Annotated in this window: 16 protein-coding genes; 7 read left to right on the top strand and 9 right to left on the bottom strand. The window is 75.6% G+C overall.

The window, feature by feature from the left end:
* The first annotated feature begins 333 nt into the window (after window positions 1-333).
* Window positions 334-975, top strand: a complete 642-nt coding sequence (locus ACZ7MY_RS18525) for a class F sortase (RefSeq protein WP_499603289.1) — start codon at window positions 334-336, stop codon at window positions 973-975.
* A 31-nt stretch (window positions 976-1,006) separates the two neighbouring features.
* On the opposite strand, the gene ACZ7MY_RS18520 is transcribed toward ACZ7MY_RS18525, so the two are convergent.
* Window positions 1,007-1,798: a glycerophosphodiester phosphodiesterase family protein gene (locus tag ACZ7MY_RS18520; RefSeq protein ID WP_499603018.1), complete on the bottom strand. Its 792-nt coding sequence runs from the start codon at window positions 1,796-1,798 to the stop codon at window positions 1,007-1,009.
* Entirely contained in the window at window positions 1,795-2,475 is a 681-nt protein-coding gene (gene yczE, locus ACZ7MY_RS18515) for a membrane protein YczE (RefSeq protein ID WP_499603017.1), read from the bottom strand. The genes ACZ7MY_RS18520 and yczE overlap by 4 nt, the downstream gene beginning before the upstream one ends.
* 98 nt (window positions 2,476-2,573) lie before the next feature.
* On the opposite strand from yczE, the gene yczR reads away from it, so the two are divergent.
* Window positions 2,574-4,064, top strand: a complete 1,491-nt coding sequence (yczR, locus tag ACZ7MY_RS18510) for a MocR-like transcription factor YczR (RefSeq protein ID WP_499603016.1) — start codon at window positions 2,574-2,576, stop codon at window positions 4,062-4,064.
* A 98-nt stretch (window positions 4,065-4,162) separates the two neighbouring features.
* Here the strand turns inward: yczR and ACZ7MY_RS18505 are convergent, their stop codons facing one another.
* Together ACZ7MY_RS18505 and ACZ7MY_RS18500 are read right to left on the bottom strand one after the other, a co-directional pair.
* On the bottom strand, window positions 4,163-4,549 hold the full coding sequence (locus tag ACZ7MY_RS18505) for a hypothetical protein (protein WP_499603015.1): 387 nt from the start codon (window positions 4,547-4,549) through the stop codon (window positions 4,163-4,165).
* Window positions 4,550-5,110: 561 nt separating this feature from the next.
* Window positions 5,111-6,427 (bottom strand): M28 family metallopeptidase, encoded by a 1,317-nt coding sequence (locus tag ACZ7MY_RS18500; protein ID WP_499603014.1) that lies wholly within the window; start codon window positions 6,425-6,427, stop codon window positions 5,111-5,113.
* 167 nt (window positions 6,428-6,594) lie between these two features.
* Here ACZ7MY_RS18500 and ACZ7MY_RS18495 point away from each other — a divergent pair, with 167 nt between their 5' ends.
* Complete coding sequence (locus ACZ7MY_RS18495) at window positions 6,595-6,972, top strand: RNA-binding S4 domain-containing protein (protein WP_499603013.1); 378 nt, start codon at window positions 6,595-6,597, stop codon at window positions 6,970-6,972.
* Between the two features lie 18 nt (window positions 6,973-6,990).
* Here the strand turns inward: ACZ7MY_RS18495 and ACZ7MY_RS18490 are convergent, their stop codons facing one another.
* Complete coding sequence (locus ACZ7MY_RS18490; protein ID WP_499603012.1) at window positions 6,991-9,384, bottom strand: ATP-binding protein; 2,394 nt, start codon at window positions 9,382-9,384, stop codon at window positions 6,991-6,993.
* A 326-nt stretch (window positions 9,385-9,710) separates the two neighbouring features.
* Here ACZ7MY_RS18490 and ACZ7MY_RS18485 point away from each other — a divergent pair, with 326 nt between their 5' ends.
* On the top strand, window positions 9,711-10,142 hold the full coding sequence (locus ACZ7MY_RS18485; protein WP_499603011.1) for a hypothetical protein: 432 nt from the start codon (window positions 9,711-9,713) through the stop codon (window positions 10,140-10,142).
* 239 nt (window positions 10,143-10,381) lie between these two features.
* Here the strand turns inward: ACZ7MY_RS18485 and ACZ7MY_RS18480 are convergent, their stop codons facing one another.
* Both ACZ7MY_RS18480 and ACZ7MY_RS18475 read right to left on the bottom strand, forming a co-directional pair.
* Window positions 10,382-12,694 carry an ABC transporter permease gene (locus tag ACZ7MY_RS18480; protein ID WP_499603010.1) on the bottom strand — a complete coding sequence of 771 codons (2,313 nt, stop codon included), beginning with the start codon at window positions 12,692-12,694 and terminating at the stop codon, window positions 10,382-10,384.
* Window positions 12,691-13,398: an ABC transporter ATP-binding protein gene (locus ACZ7MY_RS18475; protein WP_499603009.1), complete on the bottom strand. Its 708-nt coding sequence runs from the start codon at window positions 13,396-13,398 to the stop codon at window positions 12,691-12,693. The genes ACZ7MY_RS18480 and ACZ7MY_RS18475 overlap by 4 nt, the downstream gene beginning before the upstream one ends.
* Window positions 13,399-13,538: 140 nt before the next feature.
* On the opposite strand from ACZ7MY_RS18475, the gene ACZ7MY_RS18470 reads away from it, so the two are divergent.
* Together ACZ7MY_RS18470 and ACZ7MY_RS18465 are read left to right on the top strand one after the other, a co-directional pair.
* A complete protein-coding gene (locus ACZ7MY_RS18470; protein ID WP_499603008.1) occupies window positions 13,539-14,441 on the top strand; it encodes a sensor histidine kinase in 903 nt (300 codons plus the stop codon).
* A gap of 38 nt (window positions 14,442-14,479) precedes the next feature.
* On the top strand, window positions 14,480-15,157 hold the full coding sequence (locus ACZ7MY_RS18465) for a response regulator (RefSeq protein WP_499603007.1): 678 nt from the start codon (window positions 14,480-14,482) through the stop codon (window positions 15,155-15,157).
* Window positions 15,158-15,665: 508 nt separating this feature from the next.
* Here the strand turns inward: ACZ7MY_RS18465 and ACZ7MY_RS18460 are convergent.
* Window positions 15,666-16,109, bottom strand: a complete 444-nt coding sequence (locus ACZ7MY_RS18460) for a YchJ family protein (protein WP_499603006.1) — start codon at window positions 16,107-16,109, stop codon at window positions 15,666-15,668.
* 113 nt (window positions 16,110-16,222) lie between these two features.
* Here ACZ7MY_RS18460 and ACZ7MY_RS18455 point away from each other — a divergent pair, with 113 nt between their 5' ends.
* Window positions 16,223-17,101, top strand: coding sequence for a DcsG N-terminal domain-containing protein (locus ACZ7MY_RS18455; RefSeq protein ID WP_499603005.1), 879 nt, complete (start codon window positions 16,223-16,225; stop codon window positions 17,099-17,101).
* Window positions 17,102-17,146: 45 nt separating this feature from the next.
* Here the strand turns inward: ACZ7MY_RS18455 and ACZ7MY_RS18450 are convergent, their stop codons facing one another.
* Entirely contained in the window at window positions 17,147-17,914 is a 768-nt protein-coding gene (locus ACZ7MY_RS18450; RefSeq protein ID WP_499603004.1) for a uracil-DNA glycosylase, read from the bottom strand.
* Window positions 17,915-17,946 lie beyond the last annotated feature (32 nt).

Raw genomic sequence — 17,946 nt, 5'->3', positions numbered from 1 at the left:
GGGCAGCCGCCCGCGAAGAAGCAGAGGCAGAAGAGGAAGGGCACGCCGGCCGCGAAGGCGCCGGCCCCGCCGAAGGGCACGGCCAAGCCGCCGGCTCCGGCCGGCGCGAAACCGCCGGCACCCGCTCCGCCGAAGCCGCCGGCGCCCACTCCCGTCACACCCCCCGCCCCCGCTGCCGTGACGCCCCCGGCCCCGGCCGGCGCGAAGCCCCCGGCGTCGGCGCCCGCGAAACCGCCGGCGGCGCCCCGGCGTCGTCCGGTGCCGCGCCCGGGCTTTCCCGGCCGTCCCGGCGGCGGAACGGCCGGGCGCCCCGGGGCCGCGCGCCCCGGGCGGTTGACGCTGACCCGGCGCGGGCGTGGCGCGGTCGGCGTGCTCGTGTGCTCGGTCCTCGTCACCGGGGTGGTGCTGACCTTCCAGGGCTTCACCGGGATGGACGGGCCGCCCCAGCCCTCCGCCGCCTCCGCGGCGCTCTCCGACGCGGCCGCGATCAAGGCGCCGCCCCCGCTGCCGCCCGCCCAGCCGACGCGCATCCGCATCCCCGGCGTGAGCATCGACGCGCCGATCATGAACGTGGGCCTGGACAGCCGCGGCGTGATCGCGGCACCGCCGCTGGAGAAGGCGGGCGAGGCCGCGTGGTTCAAGGACTCGGTCAGCCCGGGGGCCCGGGGCTCCTCCGTCATCGTCGGCCACGTCGACAACGAGAGCGGACCCGCCGTCTTCTACAGCCTCGGGGCGCTGAAGAAGGGCTCCACCATCGACGTGGTGCGCGACGACGGCACCACGGCGATCTTCACCATCTACGGCATCGAGGTGTTCACCAAGGCGGAGTTCCCCTCCAAGCGCGTCTACGGGGACACCAAGGACCCCGAACTGCGCGTGATCACCTGCGGCGGCACCTACAGCAAGGACTCCGGCTACTCGGGCAACGTCGTGGTCTTCGCCCGGATGTCCAAGACGAAGCAGGCCAAGGTGTGACGGTTCCCGGCCGCCCGGCCGGGACCGGCCGTCAGGTGGTCCAGACCCCGCGTTCGCTGAACACCGAGCGCAGGGCCTCGAGACGGTCGGTCATGATCCCGTCCACGCCGAGGTCCAGCAGCGCGCGCATCCGGGCCTCGTCGTTGATCGTCCACACGTGCACCTGCAGGCCCAGCCCGTGCGCCGCCGCGATGAATGCGGGGTCGACGACCCGGATGCCGTACGCCCGCTCGGGCACCTGCACGCACACCGCGCCGCGCCGCCGTGCCGCGGCGAGGAGCAGGCGCTCGGCCGCGCGGCCGCCGCGGGAGAGCAGCCGCAGGTCCGCCACGCCGCGGGTGCCCAGGGAACTGGCCAGCCGCCGGCCGCCCAGCGCGCGGGCCCGGACCAGCCGGGCCTCGGAGAACGAGCCCACGCAGACCCGGTCCCACGCGTCGGCCCGGCGCACCATCTCCACCAGGGGCTCGACCGCGGCGTCCGTCTTGGTGTCCACGTTCCAGCGGGCGTCCGGGAACTCCTCCAGCAGTTCCTCGAACAGCGGCACCGGCTCGCGCCCGGCCACCCGGGCCCGGGCCACCTCGCCCCACGTCAGCTCCGCGATCCGCCCGCGGGCGTCGGTGACCCGGTCCAGGGACGCGTCGTGGAAGGCGACCAGTACGCCGTCCGAGGTCAGGTGGACGTCGGTCTCCAGGTAGCGGTAGCCGAGGTCGACGGCGCGCCGGAAGGCCCAGGCGGTGTTCTCCAGGCCGTCCGCGGTGCCGCCGCGGTGGGCGAAGGCGATCGGGGCCGGGCTGTCCAGGTACGGATGGCGTATGTCGCTCACTCCGGCAGTATGGCGCGCCCCTCCGCGGCGTCCGCCACCGGCCGCCCCCCTCGGGCGACGACCACGGAGTCGTCCTCCGGACGGGACGCCGGCAGCTCGAACAGCCGCAGGAAGAACTGGGCCAGCGGCCCGATCGACACCGCGTAGACGACCGTGCCGACACCGACGCTGCCGCCCAGCACGAAACCGACCGCCAGCACGGTGACCTCGATCGCCGTGCGCACCAGGCGGATGGAGCGGCCCGTGCGGCGGTGCAGGCCCGTCATCAGTCCGTCGCGGGGGCCCGGGCCGTACCGGGCGGTGATGTAGAGGCCGGTTGCCACGCCGTTCAGCACCACGCCCGCCACCAGCAGCGGGATCCGCACACCGAGGCCGTGCGGCTGGGGGAGCAGGGCCAGCGTCGCGTCCATCGACAGGCCGACGACGAAGACGTTGGAGACGGTGCCCAGGCCCGGTCGCTGGCGCAGCGGCCACCACAGCAGCAGGACGAGCGCGCCCACCGCCACCGAGACCAGGCCGATGCTGACGCCGGTGTGCCGCGAGATGCCCTGGTGCAGGACGTCCCAGGGGTCGAGGCCCAGCGCGGCCCGCACCTGCACGGCCGCGCTCGCCCCGTAGAGGGCCAGTCCCGCGTAGAGGTGCAACAGGCGGCGTGCGGTTCTGGATTGGCCCTCCACGGGACCCCCCTCTGGCCATGACGAGTCGATGCGCGACACTATGTGGCATGGTCCTGGGAGAAATCCATGGCCAATATGCGGAAGGTGGACCGGAAACCATGTCGCAGTGGACCGCAACGGTAGGGGTCACCCATCTCGCGCGTCTCCTGGAGCCCCGTCCGGGCCGGAGCGCCGCCGGCCGCCGCGTCCCCGCCTACCGCGGGCTCGCCGACGGCATCCGGGTCGCCGTCCTGGAGGGGCGTGTGCCGGTGGCCGCGCGGCTCCCCGCGGAACGCGAACTGGCCCTCGCCCTCGCCGTCAGCCGTACCACCGTCGCCGCCGCCTACGAGGCGCTGCGCGCGGAGGGCTTCGCGCGGTCGCGACGGGGCGCCGGCACCTGGACTGCCGTGCCGGACGGGCACGCCCTGCCGACCCGCGGTCTGGAGCCGCTGCCGCCGGACGCCGCCGGCACCGTCATCGACCTCGGCTGCGCGGCGCTGCCCGCGCCCGAGCCGTGGCTGACCCGCGCCGTCGAGGGCGCGCTGGCGGACCTGCCGTCGTACTCGGCCACCCACGGCGACTTCCCCGCCGGGCTGCCCGTGCTGCGCGAGGCCATCGCCGCGCGCTACACCGCGCGCGGCATCCCCACCCTTCCCGAGCAGATCATGGTGACCACCGGCGCCATGGGCGCCATCGCGGCTGCCGTACGCCGTCTCGGGGCCCCCGGCGAGCGCGTCGCCGTGGAGTCGCCGAGCTACGCCAACGTCCTGGAACTGCTGCGGGAGAGCGGCGCCCGGCTCGTCCCCGTCGCCATGCGCGAGGGCCTCGGCGGCTGGGACCTCGACGCCTGGAAGCGCGTCCTGCGTGACGCGGCGCCGCGCATGGCCTACGTCATGCCCGACTTCCACAACCCCACCGGCACCCTCGTCCCGGACGACCAGCGCCGCGCCCTCGTCGAGGCCGCCCGCGCCGCGGGGACCGTCCTGGTCGCCGACGAGACCATGGCCGAGTTGCCGCTCGACGGCGCGGCGTCCGCGCCGCGCCCGATGGCCGCCTTCGACCGCGGCGGCAGCGTCATCACCGTCGGCTCGGCGAGCAAGGCCATCTGGGCCGGGCTGCGCATCGGCTGGGTCCGTGCGGCGCCCGACGTCGTGCGCCGCCTCGTCAGCGCCCGCGCCTACCTCGACCTCGGCTCGCCCGTCGTCGACCAGCTCGCCGTGGCGTGGCTGCTGCGCACCGGGGCGTGGGACGACGCGGTCGCCGCCCGGCGCGAACGGGCGCGCGCCCACCGGGACGACCTGGTGGCGGCGCTGCGCGAGCGGCTGCCCGACTGGGAGTTCGCCGTCCCGTCCGGCGGCATGACCATGTGGGTGCGGACCGGGGACGTGTCCGGCTCACGCCTCGCCGTCGCGGGCGAGCGCCTCGGCGTACGCGTCCCCTCGGGCCCGCGGTTCGGCGTCGACGGCGCCTTCGAGGGGTACGTCCGGCTGCCCTTCACCGTCGGCGGGCCCGTGGCGCGCGACGCCGTGGAGCGGCTGGCGGCGGCCGCGCAGACCGTCCGCGACGGCGGCGGCTCCGAGGGCGAGGGGTCGGGGCTCTTCGTGGCCTGAACCGGGCGGGGCGGGGGCCCGGCGCCGGTGCGACGCCATGCGGCCCGGGACCGCCCGCCGCCTGGCGGGCCGTCCCGGGCCAGGGGACGCCCTCCGGCTCAGCGGCCGTCGGACAGCTCCGTGAGGCGGAGCCGCAGCTCGACCTCCTGGTCACCGGAGACCGAACCCTGCTCCTCGAGGCGGAAGGAGTCGCCGAGCACCTTCTTGACCTCGCGGACGTGACGGGGCCCGCCGGAGAGGTCCGCGATCAGGGCGCCGTCGAGGTGGACGGGGCCCAGCTCGTGCCCGTGGCTGCGGGTGTCGACGGAGGCGGCCCACACGGTCGGGTGCGAGGACCCGGGGCGGGGTTCCACGGCCTCGGTGAGCGACTCGCCCGGACGCGTCGGGAAGGCCGCCTCCAATGCGCCCAGCACGGCTCCGGCGTCCTGCCGCTCGCAGCCGGTGAGGAGGACGTCGACGTGGGAATTGGAGTGGTGGCTGCTCATCTGCGGTTCTCCTCTCGGGAGGCCCGGCACGGTGCGTTCGCCACTGCCACTGCAGGCCGCGCCCCCTCTTCAGCGTAGGACGGCGACCGTCCACCCGCAGCGGGCGCCCCGCGCCGCCGGGCCGCCGGTCGGCTGTGCGCCTACCCGCGGCCGCGGTGACCTCACACGAGGTGCGTGAGCCCGGCGCCGGTGAGCGGTGCCGGGACCGACGGGGGCGCTGCGAGGTCGTGCGCGGCGCCGGCGTTCTGCCGCCGGGCGTCCGCGACGGCGAGTACCCGTCGCCCCGCCGGTCACGAACATGGTGTCGTCGCGGCCTTGGCCATCCCACCGGCCGGGAACGGCGCGGCGAGGGCGTCCGAGTCGCCCAGGAGCCCGATGCCGCAGTGGGCGCTCCGCCCGGAGCACGGTGAGCACGCCGAAGACGTCCGTGTCGAAGATGGCGCGGGCCTGCTCCCGGTGGCCTCTGCGACCGCCGCGGACACGGCCGCCCGGTCGCGCGGGCGACGTCACGGCCCCGGTGACGGCTCGCGTGGGGGCGGGGCCGTCACCGGGGCCGGGCGGTCAGAAGGTCAGCTTCCAGCTGTTGATGTAGCCCGTGTCCTGGGACGCCACGTCCTGCACGCGCAGCTTCCACGTGCCGGCCGCGACCTCACTGGAGGCGTTGACCGTGTACGTCGTGATGACGTTGTCCGCGGAGTCGTTGCCGCTGGAGTTCTTCAGCCGGTAGCTGCTCCCGTCCGGGGCGACCAGGTCCACGACGAGGTCGCCGCGCCAGGTGTGCCGGATGTCCACGCCGACGGCGAGGGCCGAGGGGGCGTTGCCGCTGATCCCGCTGGCGGTGATCGAGGACGTCACGGCCGCGCCGTTGTCGGGGATGCTGACGTCCGCGGTGTTCTCGAAGACCGTGCCGGGCGGGGGAGCGGTGGCGGTGCCCAGGGTCCAGATCGCGTTGGCGATCGCGTCGCTGTTGTTGTCGAGCGCGGTGTCGTTGATGTTCGCCGCCGTGTCGCAGGAGGAGTGGTAGCAGCGGTCGAAGGCCTGGCCTGCCGTGCCGCCCCACTTCTGCGCCTGGGCCGAGGTCTTGGTGTAGTCCGCGCCCGAGAACAGCCCGCCGACCGGGATGCCCGCGCTCTTGAAGGGCGCGTGGTCGGAGCGGCCGTCGCCCTCGGTCTCGATCTCGGTCGCGATGCCCTTGGCGGCGTACCAGTCCTTGAAGACCTTCTCCAGGGCGGCGTTGTCGTCGTAGACGAAGTAGCCCGGGTTCGGCGAGCCGATCATGTCGAAGTTCAGGTAGCCGTCGATCTTGGCCCGGTCGGCGGAGGCCAGGCCGTTGACGTACGCCTTGGAGCCGACCATGCCGAGTTCCTCGGCGCCCCACCAGCCGAACCGCAGGTGCTTCGTGGGCTGGAGGTTCTCGCGTGCGACGGCCAGGGCGGTCTCCAGGACCGCGGCGGAGCCGGAGCCGTTGTCGTTGATGCCGGGGCCCGCGGTGACCGAGTCGAGGTGGGCGCCCGCCATGATCACGTGGTTGGTGTCGCCGCCGGGCCAGTCGGCGACGAGGTTCCAGCCGGTGGCGCCGCTCGAGGTGAACTGCTGGAGCGTGGTGGTGTAACCGGCTGCGTCCAGCTTGGCCTTGACGTAGTCGATCGAGGCCCGGTAGCCGGCTCTGCCGTGGGCCCGGTTGCCGCCGTTGGCGGTGGCGATCGACTGCAACTGGGCGAGGTGCGCCTTGACGTTCGCCACCGGGATGTCGGGGGCGGCGAGGGCGGCGGGCCGCGCGGCGGCGGGTGTCGCGGTCGCGGGTGTCGCGGAGGCGGTGAGCAGGGCCGCCGCGAGCGCGGTGGCGGCCCCGGCCGCGACGATCTTGAATGCGGGCACAGGTCACTCCGGTGTGTGGGGGATGGAGTTGCGCGGGACTGTGCGGGCGGTACGTCGGCACGTTTGACGTGTGCATGCCTGCGCGCATCCTGTGGGCCGCGGGGCCTCCCGTCAAGAGCGCATACCGGACGCCGCGTTCCGGGAAGCGGGCGCGCTAGGGTCGTGGCATGGCTGACGACGAGGGCCCCGTTCGGGTCGACGCCTGGATCTGGTCCGTACGGCTCACCAAGACGCGCTCCCTGGCCGCCACCGCGTGCCGCGCCGGGCACGTGCGGGTCAACGGCGAGCGCGTCAAGCCCGCGCACGCGGTCCACCCCGGCGACGAGGTGCGGCTGCGCGGCGCGGGGCGCGAGCGGATCGTCGTCGTCACGCGTCTGGTGCGCAAGCGGGTCGGCGCCCCCGCCGCGGCGGAGTGCTTCGTCGACAACAGTCCGGCGCCGCCCACCCCGGAGGAGGTGCCGGCGCCCGTCGTCCGCGACCGCGGTACGGGCCGGCCGACCAAGCGCGACCGGCGGGACATGGAGCGGCTGCGCGGCCCCCGCTGAGGCGGCGCGGCCGGCCGCTCAGCCGGTGGCGCCGGCCGGGAGGCCGAGCGCGGCCAGGCGCCCCCGTGCCTCGTCGAGCTGCCGCCAGCCGTCCGTCCCGGTCAGCAGTGCCTCACCGGAACGCTGCTCCCGGGCGGCGCCCGCGAGGTCGCCCGCCAGGGCCAGCGCCTCGGCCAGGCGGAGCCGGCACAACCCCGCGGCCACGGGATGGCTCAGCCCACTGAGCACGGCGAGGGCCGCCTCGAACTCCCGGACCGCCGCGGTGTGGTCGCCCAGCAGGAGGAACAGGCCACCGAGGTCGCCGTGGGCGTCGGCGGTCCCCGGGGCGTCGCCCAGCTCCTCGAACAGCCGCAGCGCGTCGCGGTGACGGGCCAGCGCCGTCGCCGTGTCCCCCTCCTCGCACGCCACCCGGCCCACGCCGGCCAGGCCGTACGCCTCGCCCAGCCGGTTGCCCGCGCGGCGGTGCACGGCGACGGCCTCCTCGGCCGCGGTCCCGGCCTCCGCGACGCGGCCCAGCCGCAGGTACGCGGCGGCCGCCAGCCCGCGCAACTGGGCATGGGCGGACGACGAGCGCGTGCCGTCCGCGAGCACCGTCAGCGCCCGTTCCGCCTCCCGCGCGGCCTCCTCGAACTCCCACCGCACCAGGTGCACCGTGGCCAGCTTCCCGAGCGCGTCGGCCTCGTCGGGGGCCAGGCCGAGTGCGCGGTAGAGCTCCCGTGCCCGGCGCAGGTGGTCCAGGGCCGCGCCGGTCCGGCCGGTCTGCCGCAGCACGTCCCCGAGGTGGCGGTGCGCGGCGGCCTCCCACCGGGTGTCGCCGGTCCGCCGCGCCAGCTCGGCGGCCTCCCGCAGCAGGGGCTCCGCCTGCTCCAGGTCGCCGTCCGCGCCGTGGATGGAGCCGATCACCAGGGCGGCGCGCGCGGTCGTACGCGGGTCGCCGGCCGCGCGTCCGGCCGCCTCGGCGGCCTGCCAGACCCGCAGCCGCTGCACGTGGTAGTGCTGCAGGTGCCAGCCGTGCTCGGCGGCCTCCGCCAGCCGGAACACCCGCTCGCGGGCGCCCGCGGCCGCGCCCTGCCGGGCGACCGCGGCGAGGTTGGCCGCCTCGTACGCGATCCAGCCGGCCGGACGGTCGCGGGCGGCCCCCGCGTACCAGTCCAGGAGGCGCTCGGTGACGCGGTACGCGGACTCCGGTGGTTCCTCCGCCGCGAGCCGTTCGCGGGCGAAGAGCCGGATCAGGTCGTGCAGGCGGCAGCGTTCCCCGCCCGCCGCTTCCACGAGCTGTGCGTCCATCAGGCGCTCCACCCCCTCCCGCGCCTCGGGCCCGCCGGTCCCGGCCAGTGCCTCCGCCGCCTCGACGGGGAACTCCCCGCCGGGGAAGGCGCCGAGGCGCCGCAGCAGGCGGCGGTCCTCCGGGGTCAGGTCCTCGTACGCGCCGGCGAGCGTGGCGCGGACGGCCCAGGAACGGAAGCGGAGTTCGTCCAGCCGGGTGCGTTCGTCCTCCAGCCGCCGGGCGAGTTCGGTCAGCGCCAGCCGGGAGCGGGCGGCACGCGCGCCCGCGACGCGGATCGCCAGCGGCAGTCCACCGCAGGCACGGACCACCGCAGCGGCCGCCTGCGCGTCGGCCCGGGCGCCCTCCGGGCCGCTGACCCGGGCCAGCAGCGCGAGCGCGTCGGCGGTGCCGAGCGGCGCGAGTTCGTACGTGACCGCCTCGGGGAGATCGGCCTGCAGCGGGCGGCTGGTCACGATCGCCAGGCAGCGCGGGCCCGCGGGCAGCAGTGGCCGCACCTGGGCGGCGTCGTGGGCGTCGTCCAGGACGACCAGCAGCCGCCGGTCCGCCACCATGCTGCGGTACCGCGCCGCCAGGGCCTCGGCGTCGCCGTACGGGGCCGGTTCGGTGTCGCCGAGCGCGGCGAGGAACCGGGCGAGCGCCTCGTCCGGGGGCATCGGGTCGCCGCGCCCCGCGCCGAGGTTCACGTACAGCTGGCCGTCCGGGCACCGCTCGCGCAGCACGTGCGCCAGCCGGTTGGCCAGGGTCGACTTGCCGACCCCGGGCGGGCCCGCGACGGCCACCACGCGCGCGCCGCCCGCGAACGCGGCTCGCAGCGACGCCTCGTCGGTTGCGCGACCGGTGAAGTCCGCCACCTCCGGCGGAAGTTGCGCGGGGGTGAGCGGCGGGGGAGGGTCCGCCGGCGCTGTCGTGGGCGCCGGCGCGGGGAGTTGGAGCCGCTGTTGCCACAGGGCCAGCCCCGCGGCGGCGACCGCCCCCGCGCCGACGGCCGGCCAGGCCCAGCCGGCCAGCGGGCGCAGGGCCGGGGGCAGTACGCCTCCCGTGGCGACGTTCACCGCGACGGCCAGGGCCACCGACACCACGCCCGACGCCAGCGCCAGCAGCCCCAGCACCCAGCCCCGCCCCACCGCGCCACCCCCCGTGCCACCGCCGTCCGGTCCCCGCGCAGGATCCCGCGAACCCCGCCCCGGGGGAAGTGCTCCGCCCTGCCGGCCAGACATGGGCCCGTAGTCGCCGTGCGCCCGGTGGATCGTCCCGGCCTCGTGACTGTGTGGGCGACGGCCCCGCGGAGATCGGCCGCGTCCTGCACGCGCCGCCGGCCGACGCAGGGCTCTGTGCCGGGCGAGGTGCCCGTGTGGGCCCTCCTGGCGGAAGGGACCCGGCTTGCCCGGTGCGCAACCGGCTGATGCCCCGCGGTCGGGCGGTGAAGTATCGCGTCTGGAACGATCGGATGGTGCATGCTGATGATCAGGTCGGTGAGGGTGTCCCCGCGGAACTCGCGGCGTTCCTCCGTGGTGACGTCGACGGCCGCCCGGTGCGGATCACCGCTTCGGTGTGCGGGGATTGCGGCGGCCGGGTGTTCTCCGTGCTGGTCAACGACTCCGCGGCGGAGCGGGAATGCACCGGATGCGGCAGTCGTGCGTTCATCGCGGACAGCGAGGAGTACTGGAACGAGGAGTCCTGGGAGGACGACGAACCCGGCGCGGCCGGCTGTCCCTGCGGCGGTGAGGAGTTCGAGGCGGCGGTCGCGTTCACACTCGGCGGTGACCTGTCGGTCCGCTGGGTCACCCTGGGCCTGCGGTGCGTGGCGGACGGATTCTCCGCGGTCTACGCCGACTGGAAGATCGACTACTCACCCACGGACCACCTCCTGACCATGGTCTAGGGCGTGTCGTCACATGAGCGCCGGCCGCCCGGAGGGCGGGCTCAGCGGCGTCTGGTGCGGTGCATCGCAAGGCGGAGAGTCGTCCTCGTAGTGGGCTACTCGGACGATTCGACAACGCAGCGAGGTGCCGTGCCAGGCGTCGCTGGGCAGGCGGGCATTTGACGACACGCCCTAGGCCCCACCCCGTGAGCCCCTGCCGCCGGACGGCAGGGGCTCACGGGGTGCGGCGGCCCGCGTCGTCACTCGTTGTGGAGCACCTGGGCGATCGTCAGGCGGGCCGCGCGCCGGGCGGGGAGGTACGCGCCGAGGACCGCGATGGCGACGCCGGTGAGGGCGAGGGCGGTCAGGGCCGTGGGGTGCCAGACGTCCGTCATGTAGGGGGGGAGGGTGAGGTCGACGGCGTCGGCCATGCGGGGGACGACCTGCCGGTAGCCCCAGATGCCGAGGGGGACACCGAGCGCCGACCCGAGGGTGCCCAGGGCCGCCATCGAGGTCGTCATCATCACCGTGACCTGGCGCGGGGTCATGCCGATGGACTTGAGCATGCCCAGGTCGCGGCGCCGGTCACGGGTGTTGAGGACGACCGTGTTGAAGACGCCGAGGGACGCGACGACGGCCAGCATCGCGGTGAGCACCGAGGCCGAGCCGACGACGGTCTGCGTGATCGTGTTCGGGCCCGTGACCGCCGGACTGACGCCCGGGTCGGCGGCCGCGGCCGCGCGGGCGTACGCGGCCGGGTCGGTGCCGTCACGGAGCCTGACGTGGTAGGCGAGGGGCTTTTCTTCGGGGGCGAGCGCCGTGAACGTCGGCCAGTCGGAGACGAGCAGTTCGCCGTTGCTCTCCATGAACGCGCCGACGACGGTCACCTCCTCGCTCCGGTCGCCCTTCCGTAGCCCCACCGCGTCGCCGACGCGCAGGCCCGACTGCCGGAGCCAGGCCGTCCCCGCGACGACCTCGCCGGCCCGCCGCGTCCAGCGGCCCTCGGTGAGCACGCTGTCCAGCTCGGGCCCGTCACCGCGGCGCCCCTCGAGCATCGCCTTCCGGGTGGACCCGGCGACCGTCACCTCCACGTCCCCCCGCGCCGTGATCCCGGCGACGCCGGGCAACGAGCCGAGCAGGGAGTGGAGTCGGGGGTCGGAGTGTTCCGGCCCGACGACCTCGCCGTGCCGCACGGCGCTCGCGTACACGGTGACCTGGTACGCGTCCCGTCCCGCGTCGCCGAACCGGGTCATCGTCGTCGCCAGGCCGGTCGCGAACGTCACCGTGGTGACGCCCAGCACGACCGCGGCCACCGTGAGGGCGCTGCGGCCGGGCCGGGCGAACGGCAGGCCCACACCGAGGCTCACCGAGCGCGGCAGGCCGCTGCCGGCCAGGCGCCGCTGTACGCCCAGGGCGCGGCCCGTCCGCGGGGCGGTGCCCGCGCTGATCGCCCGCGCCGCGGAGAGCCCGCGGGCACGCAACGAGGGGGCGAGCGCGGCGAGCACGCAGACGGCCGGCATGCCGAGCAGGGCGAGCACGTTCACCCACGGCGCGATGCCGACGCTGTCGTGGAACACGCCCGCGTCGGGCCCGGTGAACGTGAACCGGAGGAACGGCGCCGCCAGCAGGTTGCCGGCGACGACGCCGACGGCGCAGCCCACGACCGCCGGCGCGGTCACCATCACCAGGTACACGGTGAGCACTTGTCCCGGGGTGAACCCCAGGGCCTTGAGGATGCCGATGTGCCGGAAGCCGGAGATCACGGCACCGCTGACGACGTTCGCGACGATCAGCACCGACACCACGATGCCGAGGATGCCGAAGGCCATCAGATAGGGCGCGTACGCCCGCGCGGCCCCGCCGATGCGGTGCTTGAGCGTGAGGTACGACTCGGAACCGACGAGCGCGCCCTGCGGGAGCCCCGCGGTCACCGTCCCCATCCGCTCGCGAAGTCGGGTGTCGGACGACGCGTCGGAGAAGCGGAACAGCATCTGCGTGGTGGTGGGACGCAGCGCGCCGATCTGGGAGGGCGCCACCCAGGCGTCCGCGGTGCGGCTCAGGTCGAAGGCGAAGCCCACGATGGTGAGCGTGGGGCCGGACGGGATCCGGATGCGCCGGCCCAGGTCGTCGGACGTCCAGTCCGACTGCCGGTTGAGGACCACCTCGCCGGGCCCGGTCGCCCAGCGGCCCGCCCAGACGTCGAGCCGGTCCACCGCCCCGCCCGGGTCCGCCCGTCCGACGACCGTGACCTCGCCGAAGACCCCGAACGCCGCGTCGTCCCGCGGCAGGTCGACCGTGGCCCGCGGGAACGGTCCCGCGGCGGACTCGACGCCGGGCGCCCGCGCGGCCTCGGCCAGCCGGGTGTCCGAGGCCACGGACCGGTCGAACGCGGCGACGACATGGGGGCCGCGCTGCGCGCCGAAGGCCCTGTCGAAGGGCGCGGAGGCCGCGTCGACCAGCCCGAGCGCGACGACGATCGCCCCGGTCGAGGTCAGCGTGACCAGCGCGATGACCAGGGTCTGGAGCCTGCGCCGGCGCACGGCCGCCCGCGCGGCCCGCCACACCGCCCTCATGCCGACGGCTCCAGGGTGTGCTGCCCGGTCACCCGGCCGTCGGCGAGGGTGACCACGCGCCCGGCGCAGCGGCGCGCCAGGTGTTCGTCGTGCGTCACCATGACGAGGGTCTGGCCGATCTGGTTGAGGTCGAGGAGCAGATCCATCACCTGCTCGCCGGCCCGGCTGTCCAGGGCGCCGGTCGGTTCGTCGGCGAGCAGCAGCGCGGGCCGGTTCATCAAAGCCCGCGCCACGGCGACACGTTGCCGTTCGCCGCCGCTCAGCACGGCCGGATGGGCGTTGGCGCGGTCCGCGATGCCGAGCTCCTCGAACAGCTCCATGGCGCGGCGCCGGGCCGGCCGGGCGGGGGTGCCGGTCAGCTGGGCGGCGAGCGCGACGTTGTCCAGCGCGGACAGGTCGTCGACGAGGTTGAAGAACTGGAAGACCATGCCGATGCGGCGACGCCGGTACAGGGCGAGGCCCTTCTCGTTCATCCGTCCCAGGTCCTCGCCGTGCACCAGGACCGTCCCGGCCGTGGGACGGTCCAGGCCGGCGATCATGTTGAGCAGGGTGGACTTGCCGCACCCGGAGGGGCCCATCACCGCGACCGCCTCGCCGGCGCGGATCTCCAGCGAGACGCCGTTCAGGGCCGTCGTCCCGCCGTATTCCTTGCGTACGCCGTCGAGTCGTACGACGGTCTTCCCGCTGCTGTCCTCAGTGACCATGCACAGGACGCTAGGCGTGCGGCGCGGTTCCGGGCATCACTCCCCGGATGGCAAAGCGCCGGGGGTCTCATCCTGGGGATGCAGGAGCCCTGCATCCAGGGGCTGATGTGCCCGCGCCGGCCGTCTGGGAAGGTGAACCGATGGCGGATGGGGAGACGGACGTGCTGGTCGTGGCGCTGGGGGTGGTGTGCGCGGTCGCCGTGTGCCTGGCGGTGGCCCTGGCACGTACGCGGCGCCGCTGGCGGTCGGCCGTCGGGGAGCGCGGCTGGCTGCTGGAGCGGGAGCGGGAGAGCGCCGCGCGCACCGCGGTGGCCGCGGAACGGGAGCGCATAGCACGGGAGTTGCACGACATCGTCAGTCACAACGTGAGCCTGATGGTGGTCCAGGCAGGCGCCGCCCGTGAGGTGCTGGGAACGATGCCGGAGGAGGCCGCGGCCGCGCTCCGGTCGGTCGAGGACGCGGGCCGCGGCGCCATGACCGACCTGCGGCACATGCTCGGGCTGCTGGCGCCGTCCCCGGACGGCGTGGACGACGCCGGCGGGGAAGGCGGTCCGGACGGGCCCGGTGACGGCGCCGCCGAGGCGCTGGCCCCGCAGCCCGGCCTCGACCGGCTGGGCGCGCTCGTCGACCGGATCTCCTTCGCCGGCCTGCCCGTCGAGGTGCGCGTCTCCGGCGAACCGCGCCCGCTGCCGCAGGGCATCGACGTGACGGCGTACCGCATCGTCCAGGAGGCGCTGACCAACGCGCTCCGGCACGGCGACGGCGGAAAGGCGGAGGTGACGGTGCGGTACGCGGAGCGCGCGTTGCGCGTCGAGGTGCTCAACACCGGCCCCAGTGTGCTCGACGGGGGCGGTTCCGCGGGCGGTCCCCCGGCCGGGACGGGAGCCGGGACGGGAGCCGTGCGGCGCCGCAGGGAGGGCACCGGGCGCGGACTGCTGGGCCTGCGCGAACGGGTCGCGGTGTACGGGGGAGACCTGGACGCCCGGCGCCGCCTAGGCGGCGGCTACCGGGTCAGGGCGCGCATCCCGCTGGACCGGCCGTGACGGCGGCAGCGGAGGGGCCGGGGGGACCGGCTCCCCGCGTGCTCATCGCCGACGACCAGACCCTCATCAGGACCGGCTTCCGGCTCATCCTCACCGCGCGCGGCATCACGGTGGTCGGCGAGGCGGCGGACGGCGCGGAGGCGGTCGCCGAGGCACGCCGGTTGCGGCCCGACGTGGTGCTGATGGACATCCGCATGCCCGTCATGGACGGCCTGGAGGCCACCCGCCGCATCCTGGAGCAGGCCCCGGAATGCCGGGTGCTCATGCTGACCACCTTCGACCTGGACCGTTACGTCTACACGGCGCTGTCGGCGGGGGCGAGCGGCTTCCTACTCAAGGACGTCACGCCCGAGCACCTGGCGGCGGCCGTACGGCTCGTCGACACCGGGGACGCCCTGCTGGCACCGTCGATCACCCGCAGACTGGTGGAACGCTTCGCCTCCGGGGCGGCGGCTCCGGACGGGCCTGCGGCCCACGCCGGCCTCGCCGCCCTGACCCCCCGTGAGCGGGAGGTCCTGACGCTGCTGGGCCGGGGTCTGTCCAACCTCGAACTGGCCGCGGAACTGACGCTGAGCGAGGCGACGGTGAAGTCGCACGTCGCCCGCATCTTCGCCAAGCTGGCGCTGCGCGACCGGGCCCAAGCGGTCGTCCTGGCCTACGAGACGGGCCTGGTCCGCCCCGGCGGCCTCCCCGGCGGGGGCTTTCCCGAGCAGTGACCCCGCCGCGCCGGGTGCGCCGGCCGTGGCGCCTGGGCCGCGAAGGTACGGCCGGATCCCCCGGGTGCCGACGGGTGTTCGTTGTTGCGGGGGCACGGCGAGGGCGGTGGGCCGGACGCCATCGTGCCGCCGGTGAGGCATCGGGAGCTGCGTGCGGCCGATGGCGGCGTCGTTCGGGCGGGACCGCGCGCCCGGTGCGCTGATCGTGGTGTCGCCCGGCGCGATTGCGTGGGTTGGCCGTGGCGCCTGGGCCGCGAAGGTGCGGCCCGATCGCCCGGGTCTCGACGGGTGTTCGCCGCTGTGCCGGACCGCGGGCATGGCGAGGGCGGTGGGCCGGACGCCATCGTGCCGCCCGCGACGGCCGAACTGCTCTGCAGCATACGGATGGCGATCAGCGGGAGGCGTCCAGCGCGGACCACGTCCCCATCAGGCTCGTGGCGGACGCCGGCTGCGGCGATCCGAACGCGAGCCCCACCGACGGCTCGGTCGCACCGTCGTGCGGTGACGCTCAGGGCAGGGGCGCCACGTAGACCCAGGCGCCGTCGTGGCGGACGAAGCGGCTCCGTTCCTCCATCACGCCGTGCTCGCCGCGCAGGCTGTAGTGCGCGCGGAAGGCGACGGTGCCCTCGCTGTGGAAGGCGCTGCCGTCCGTCGTCGCGAGGACCTCCAGCCGTTCCCAGCGCAGGTGGTGGTCGAGGTCCAGCTCCGCGGGCCGGGTCTCCGGGTGCCAGGTGCGCAGCACGTACGCCGCGTCGTGCACCGCGTAGGCGCTGTAGCGGGAGCGCATCAGGGCCTCGGCGGTGGGGGCGGCGGCGTGGCCGGAGTGGTAGCGGCCGCAGCAGTCCCCGTACACGGCGGGCAGCCCGCAGGGGCAGGGGGTGCCGGGGGAGTGCGGCACGGGACGGGAGTGGGGGCGCGGGGCGGAGCGTCGGCCGGGGCGGGACTTGGGCATGCCGCCATTGTGCACGGCCGCCGGGGCGTGCCCGCGGGCCCGGTGACCACCGGCGATTCCGCCCGGGTAGCCTGCGGGACGGCAAGATCCCCGCCCGACCCCGAGGAGCCCCCGTGCCGCAGCCGAGGATCGCCCTGGTGACGACCGCGCACCTTCCGGAGGGCACCGTCGACCGCGACCTGTCGCTGCTGCGGGACGCCGTCGCCGCCGCGGGCGCTGGGGCGGCGGTCGTGAACTGGGACGACCCGGACGTCGACTGGGCCGGGTTCGACCTGGCGCTCATACGGTCGACCTGGGACTACACCTGGCGCACCGAGGAGTTCCTGGCCTGGGCCGACCGCTGCGGTGCCGCCACCACCCTGCTCAACCCGCCCGCGGTCGTGCGCTGGAACTCCGACAAGCGCTACCTGGGCGAGCTGGCCTCCCTCGGCGTGCCCGCGGTCGCCACCCGCTACCTGCCGCCGGGCGGCGGCACCGACGGGTTGCCGGCCGGCCACGAGTTCGTGGTCAAGCCCGCCGCGGGGGCGGGGGCCCGCTACGCCGCGCGCTACCGTCCGGAGCAGCACGAGGAGGCGCGGGCGCACGTGGCGCGGATGCACGACGAGGGCATCACCGCGATGGTCCAGCCCTACATGCCGCGGATCGACACCACCGGCGAGCGGGCCCTGGTCTTCCTCGGCGGCCGCTTCCTGCACGCCATCGCCAAGAACGCCGTGCTGTCCCCGGACACGCGCTACGACCAGCGCAAGGTCGCCCACCCCGGGGTGCGCCCCTGGACCCCGACGGAGGCCGAACTGGCCGCCGCGGAGCGGGCGCTGGCCGCCGTGCCGGGACGGCCGGAGCTGCTCTACGCCCGGGTGGACCTGGTCGACGCCGAGGACGGCACCCCGCGCGTGATGGAGCTGGAGCTGATCGAGCCCAACCTGTTCCTCACCGACCACCCGGACTCGCTGCCGGTGGTCGCCGGCGCGATCGTGCGCGCGGCGGGCTGAGCGGGACCGCCGGGTCACGTCGGTCCCGGCCCGTCTCAGCCGGTCTCAGCCGTCCCGGCGTGTCACGGGCAGCCCGGCCCGCTCGCCGGCCGCCGCCAGGACCTCGCGCAGCATGGCGGGGGTGAGCCGCCCGGTGAAGGTGTTCTGCTGGCTGACGTGGTAGCAGCCGTACAGGTGCAGTGGCGGCTCCCCTTCCGGGCCCGCCAGTTCCACGTGCACGCCGTGCCCGAACCGGGGCAGCGGGCGCGGCAGCCGGTATCCGGCGCCGCCGAGCACGGGCAGCAGCGCCTGCCAGCCGAACGCGCCGAGCACGACGACCGCGCGCAGCGTGGGCCGCAGCAGCTCCAGTTCGCGCACGAGCCACGGGCGGCAGGTCAGCCGTTCCTGCGTGGTGGGCTTGTTGGCGGGCGGCGCGCAGTGGACGGGCGAGGTCACCCGTACCCCGTACAGCTCCAGGCCGTCGCCGCGTTCGGCGGAGGTGGGCTGGGAGGCCAGGCCCACGGCGTGCAGCGCCTCGAAGAGCACGTCGCCCGAGCGGTCGCCGGTGAACATCCGGCCGGTGCGGTTGCCGCCGTGCGCCGCGGGGGCCAGGCCGACCAGGGCCAGCGCGGCGTCCGGCGGGCCGAAGCCCGGCACGGGACGGGCCCAGTACTCCCACCCGGCGTAGGCGCGGCGCCGTACCCGGGCGGTCTCCTCGCGCCAGGCGACCAGCCGCGGGCAGGCGCGGCAACCGGTCAGCCGCTCGTCGAGCGCGGCCAGGTCCGCCGCCGCGGGCGCGGCGAGCGCGGGGAAGTCCGCCGATTCCTGCTGCACCTGCGCGCCGTCCCTTCACTGCCCGTACGTCG

This window comes from Streptomyces sp. NPDC111520, assembly GCF_055635295.1.
This window is presented reverse-complemented; position numbering and strand designations above follow the sequence as displayed.

Bases quoted from the DNA above. Each gene is read 5' to 3' on its own strand.
- ACZ7MY_RS18475 (WP_499603009.1), bottom strand. From the start codon at position 13,398: ATGGTCACTGAGGACAGCAGCGGGAAGACCGTCGTACGACTCGACGGC.
- ACZ7MY_RS18470 (WP_499603008.1), top strand. From the start codon at position 13,539: ATGGCGGATGGGGAGACGGACGTGCTGGTCGTGGCGCTGGGGGTGGTG.
- ACZ7MY_RS18505 (WP_499603015.1), bottom strand. From the start codon at position 4,549: ATGAGCAGCCACCACTCCAATTCCCACGTCGACGTCCTCCTCACCGGC.
- ACZ7MY_RS18495 (WP_499603013.1), top strand. From the start codon at position 6,595: ATGGCTGACGACGAGGGCCCCGTTCGGGTCGACGCCTGGATCTGGTCC.
- ACZ7MY_RS18460 (WP_499603006.1), bottom strand. From the start codon at position 16,109: ATGCCCAAGTCCCGCCCCGGCCGACGCTCCGCCCCGCGCCCCCACTCC.
- yczR (WP_499603016.1), top strand. From the start codon at position 2,574: ATGTCGCAGTGGACCGCAACGGTAGGGGTCACCCATCTCGCGCGTCTC.
- ACZ7MY_RS18480 (WP_499603010.1), bottom strand. From the start codon at position 12,694: ATGAGGGCGGTGTGGCGGGCCGCGCGGGCGGCCGTGCGCCGGCGCAGG.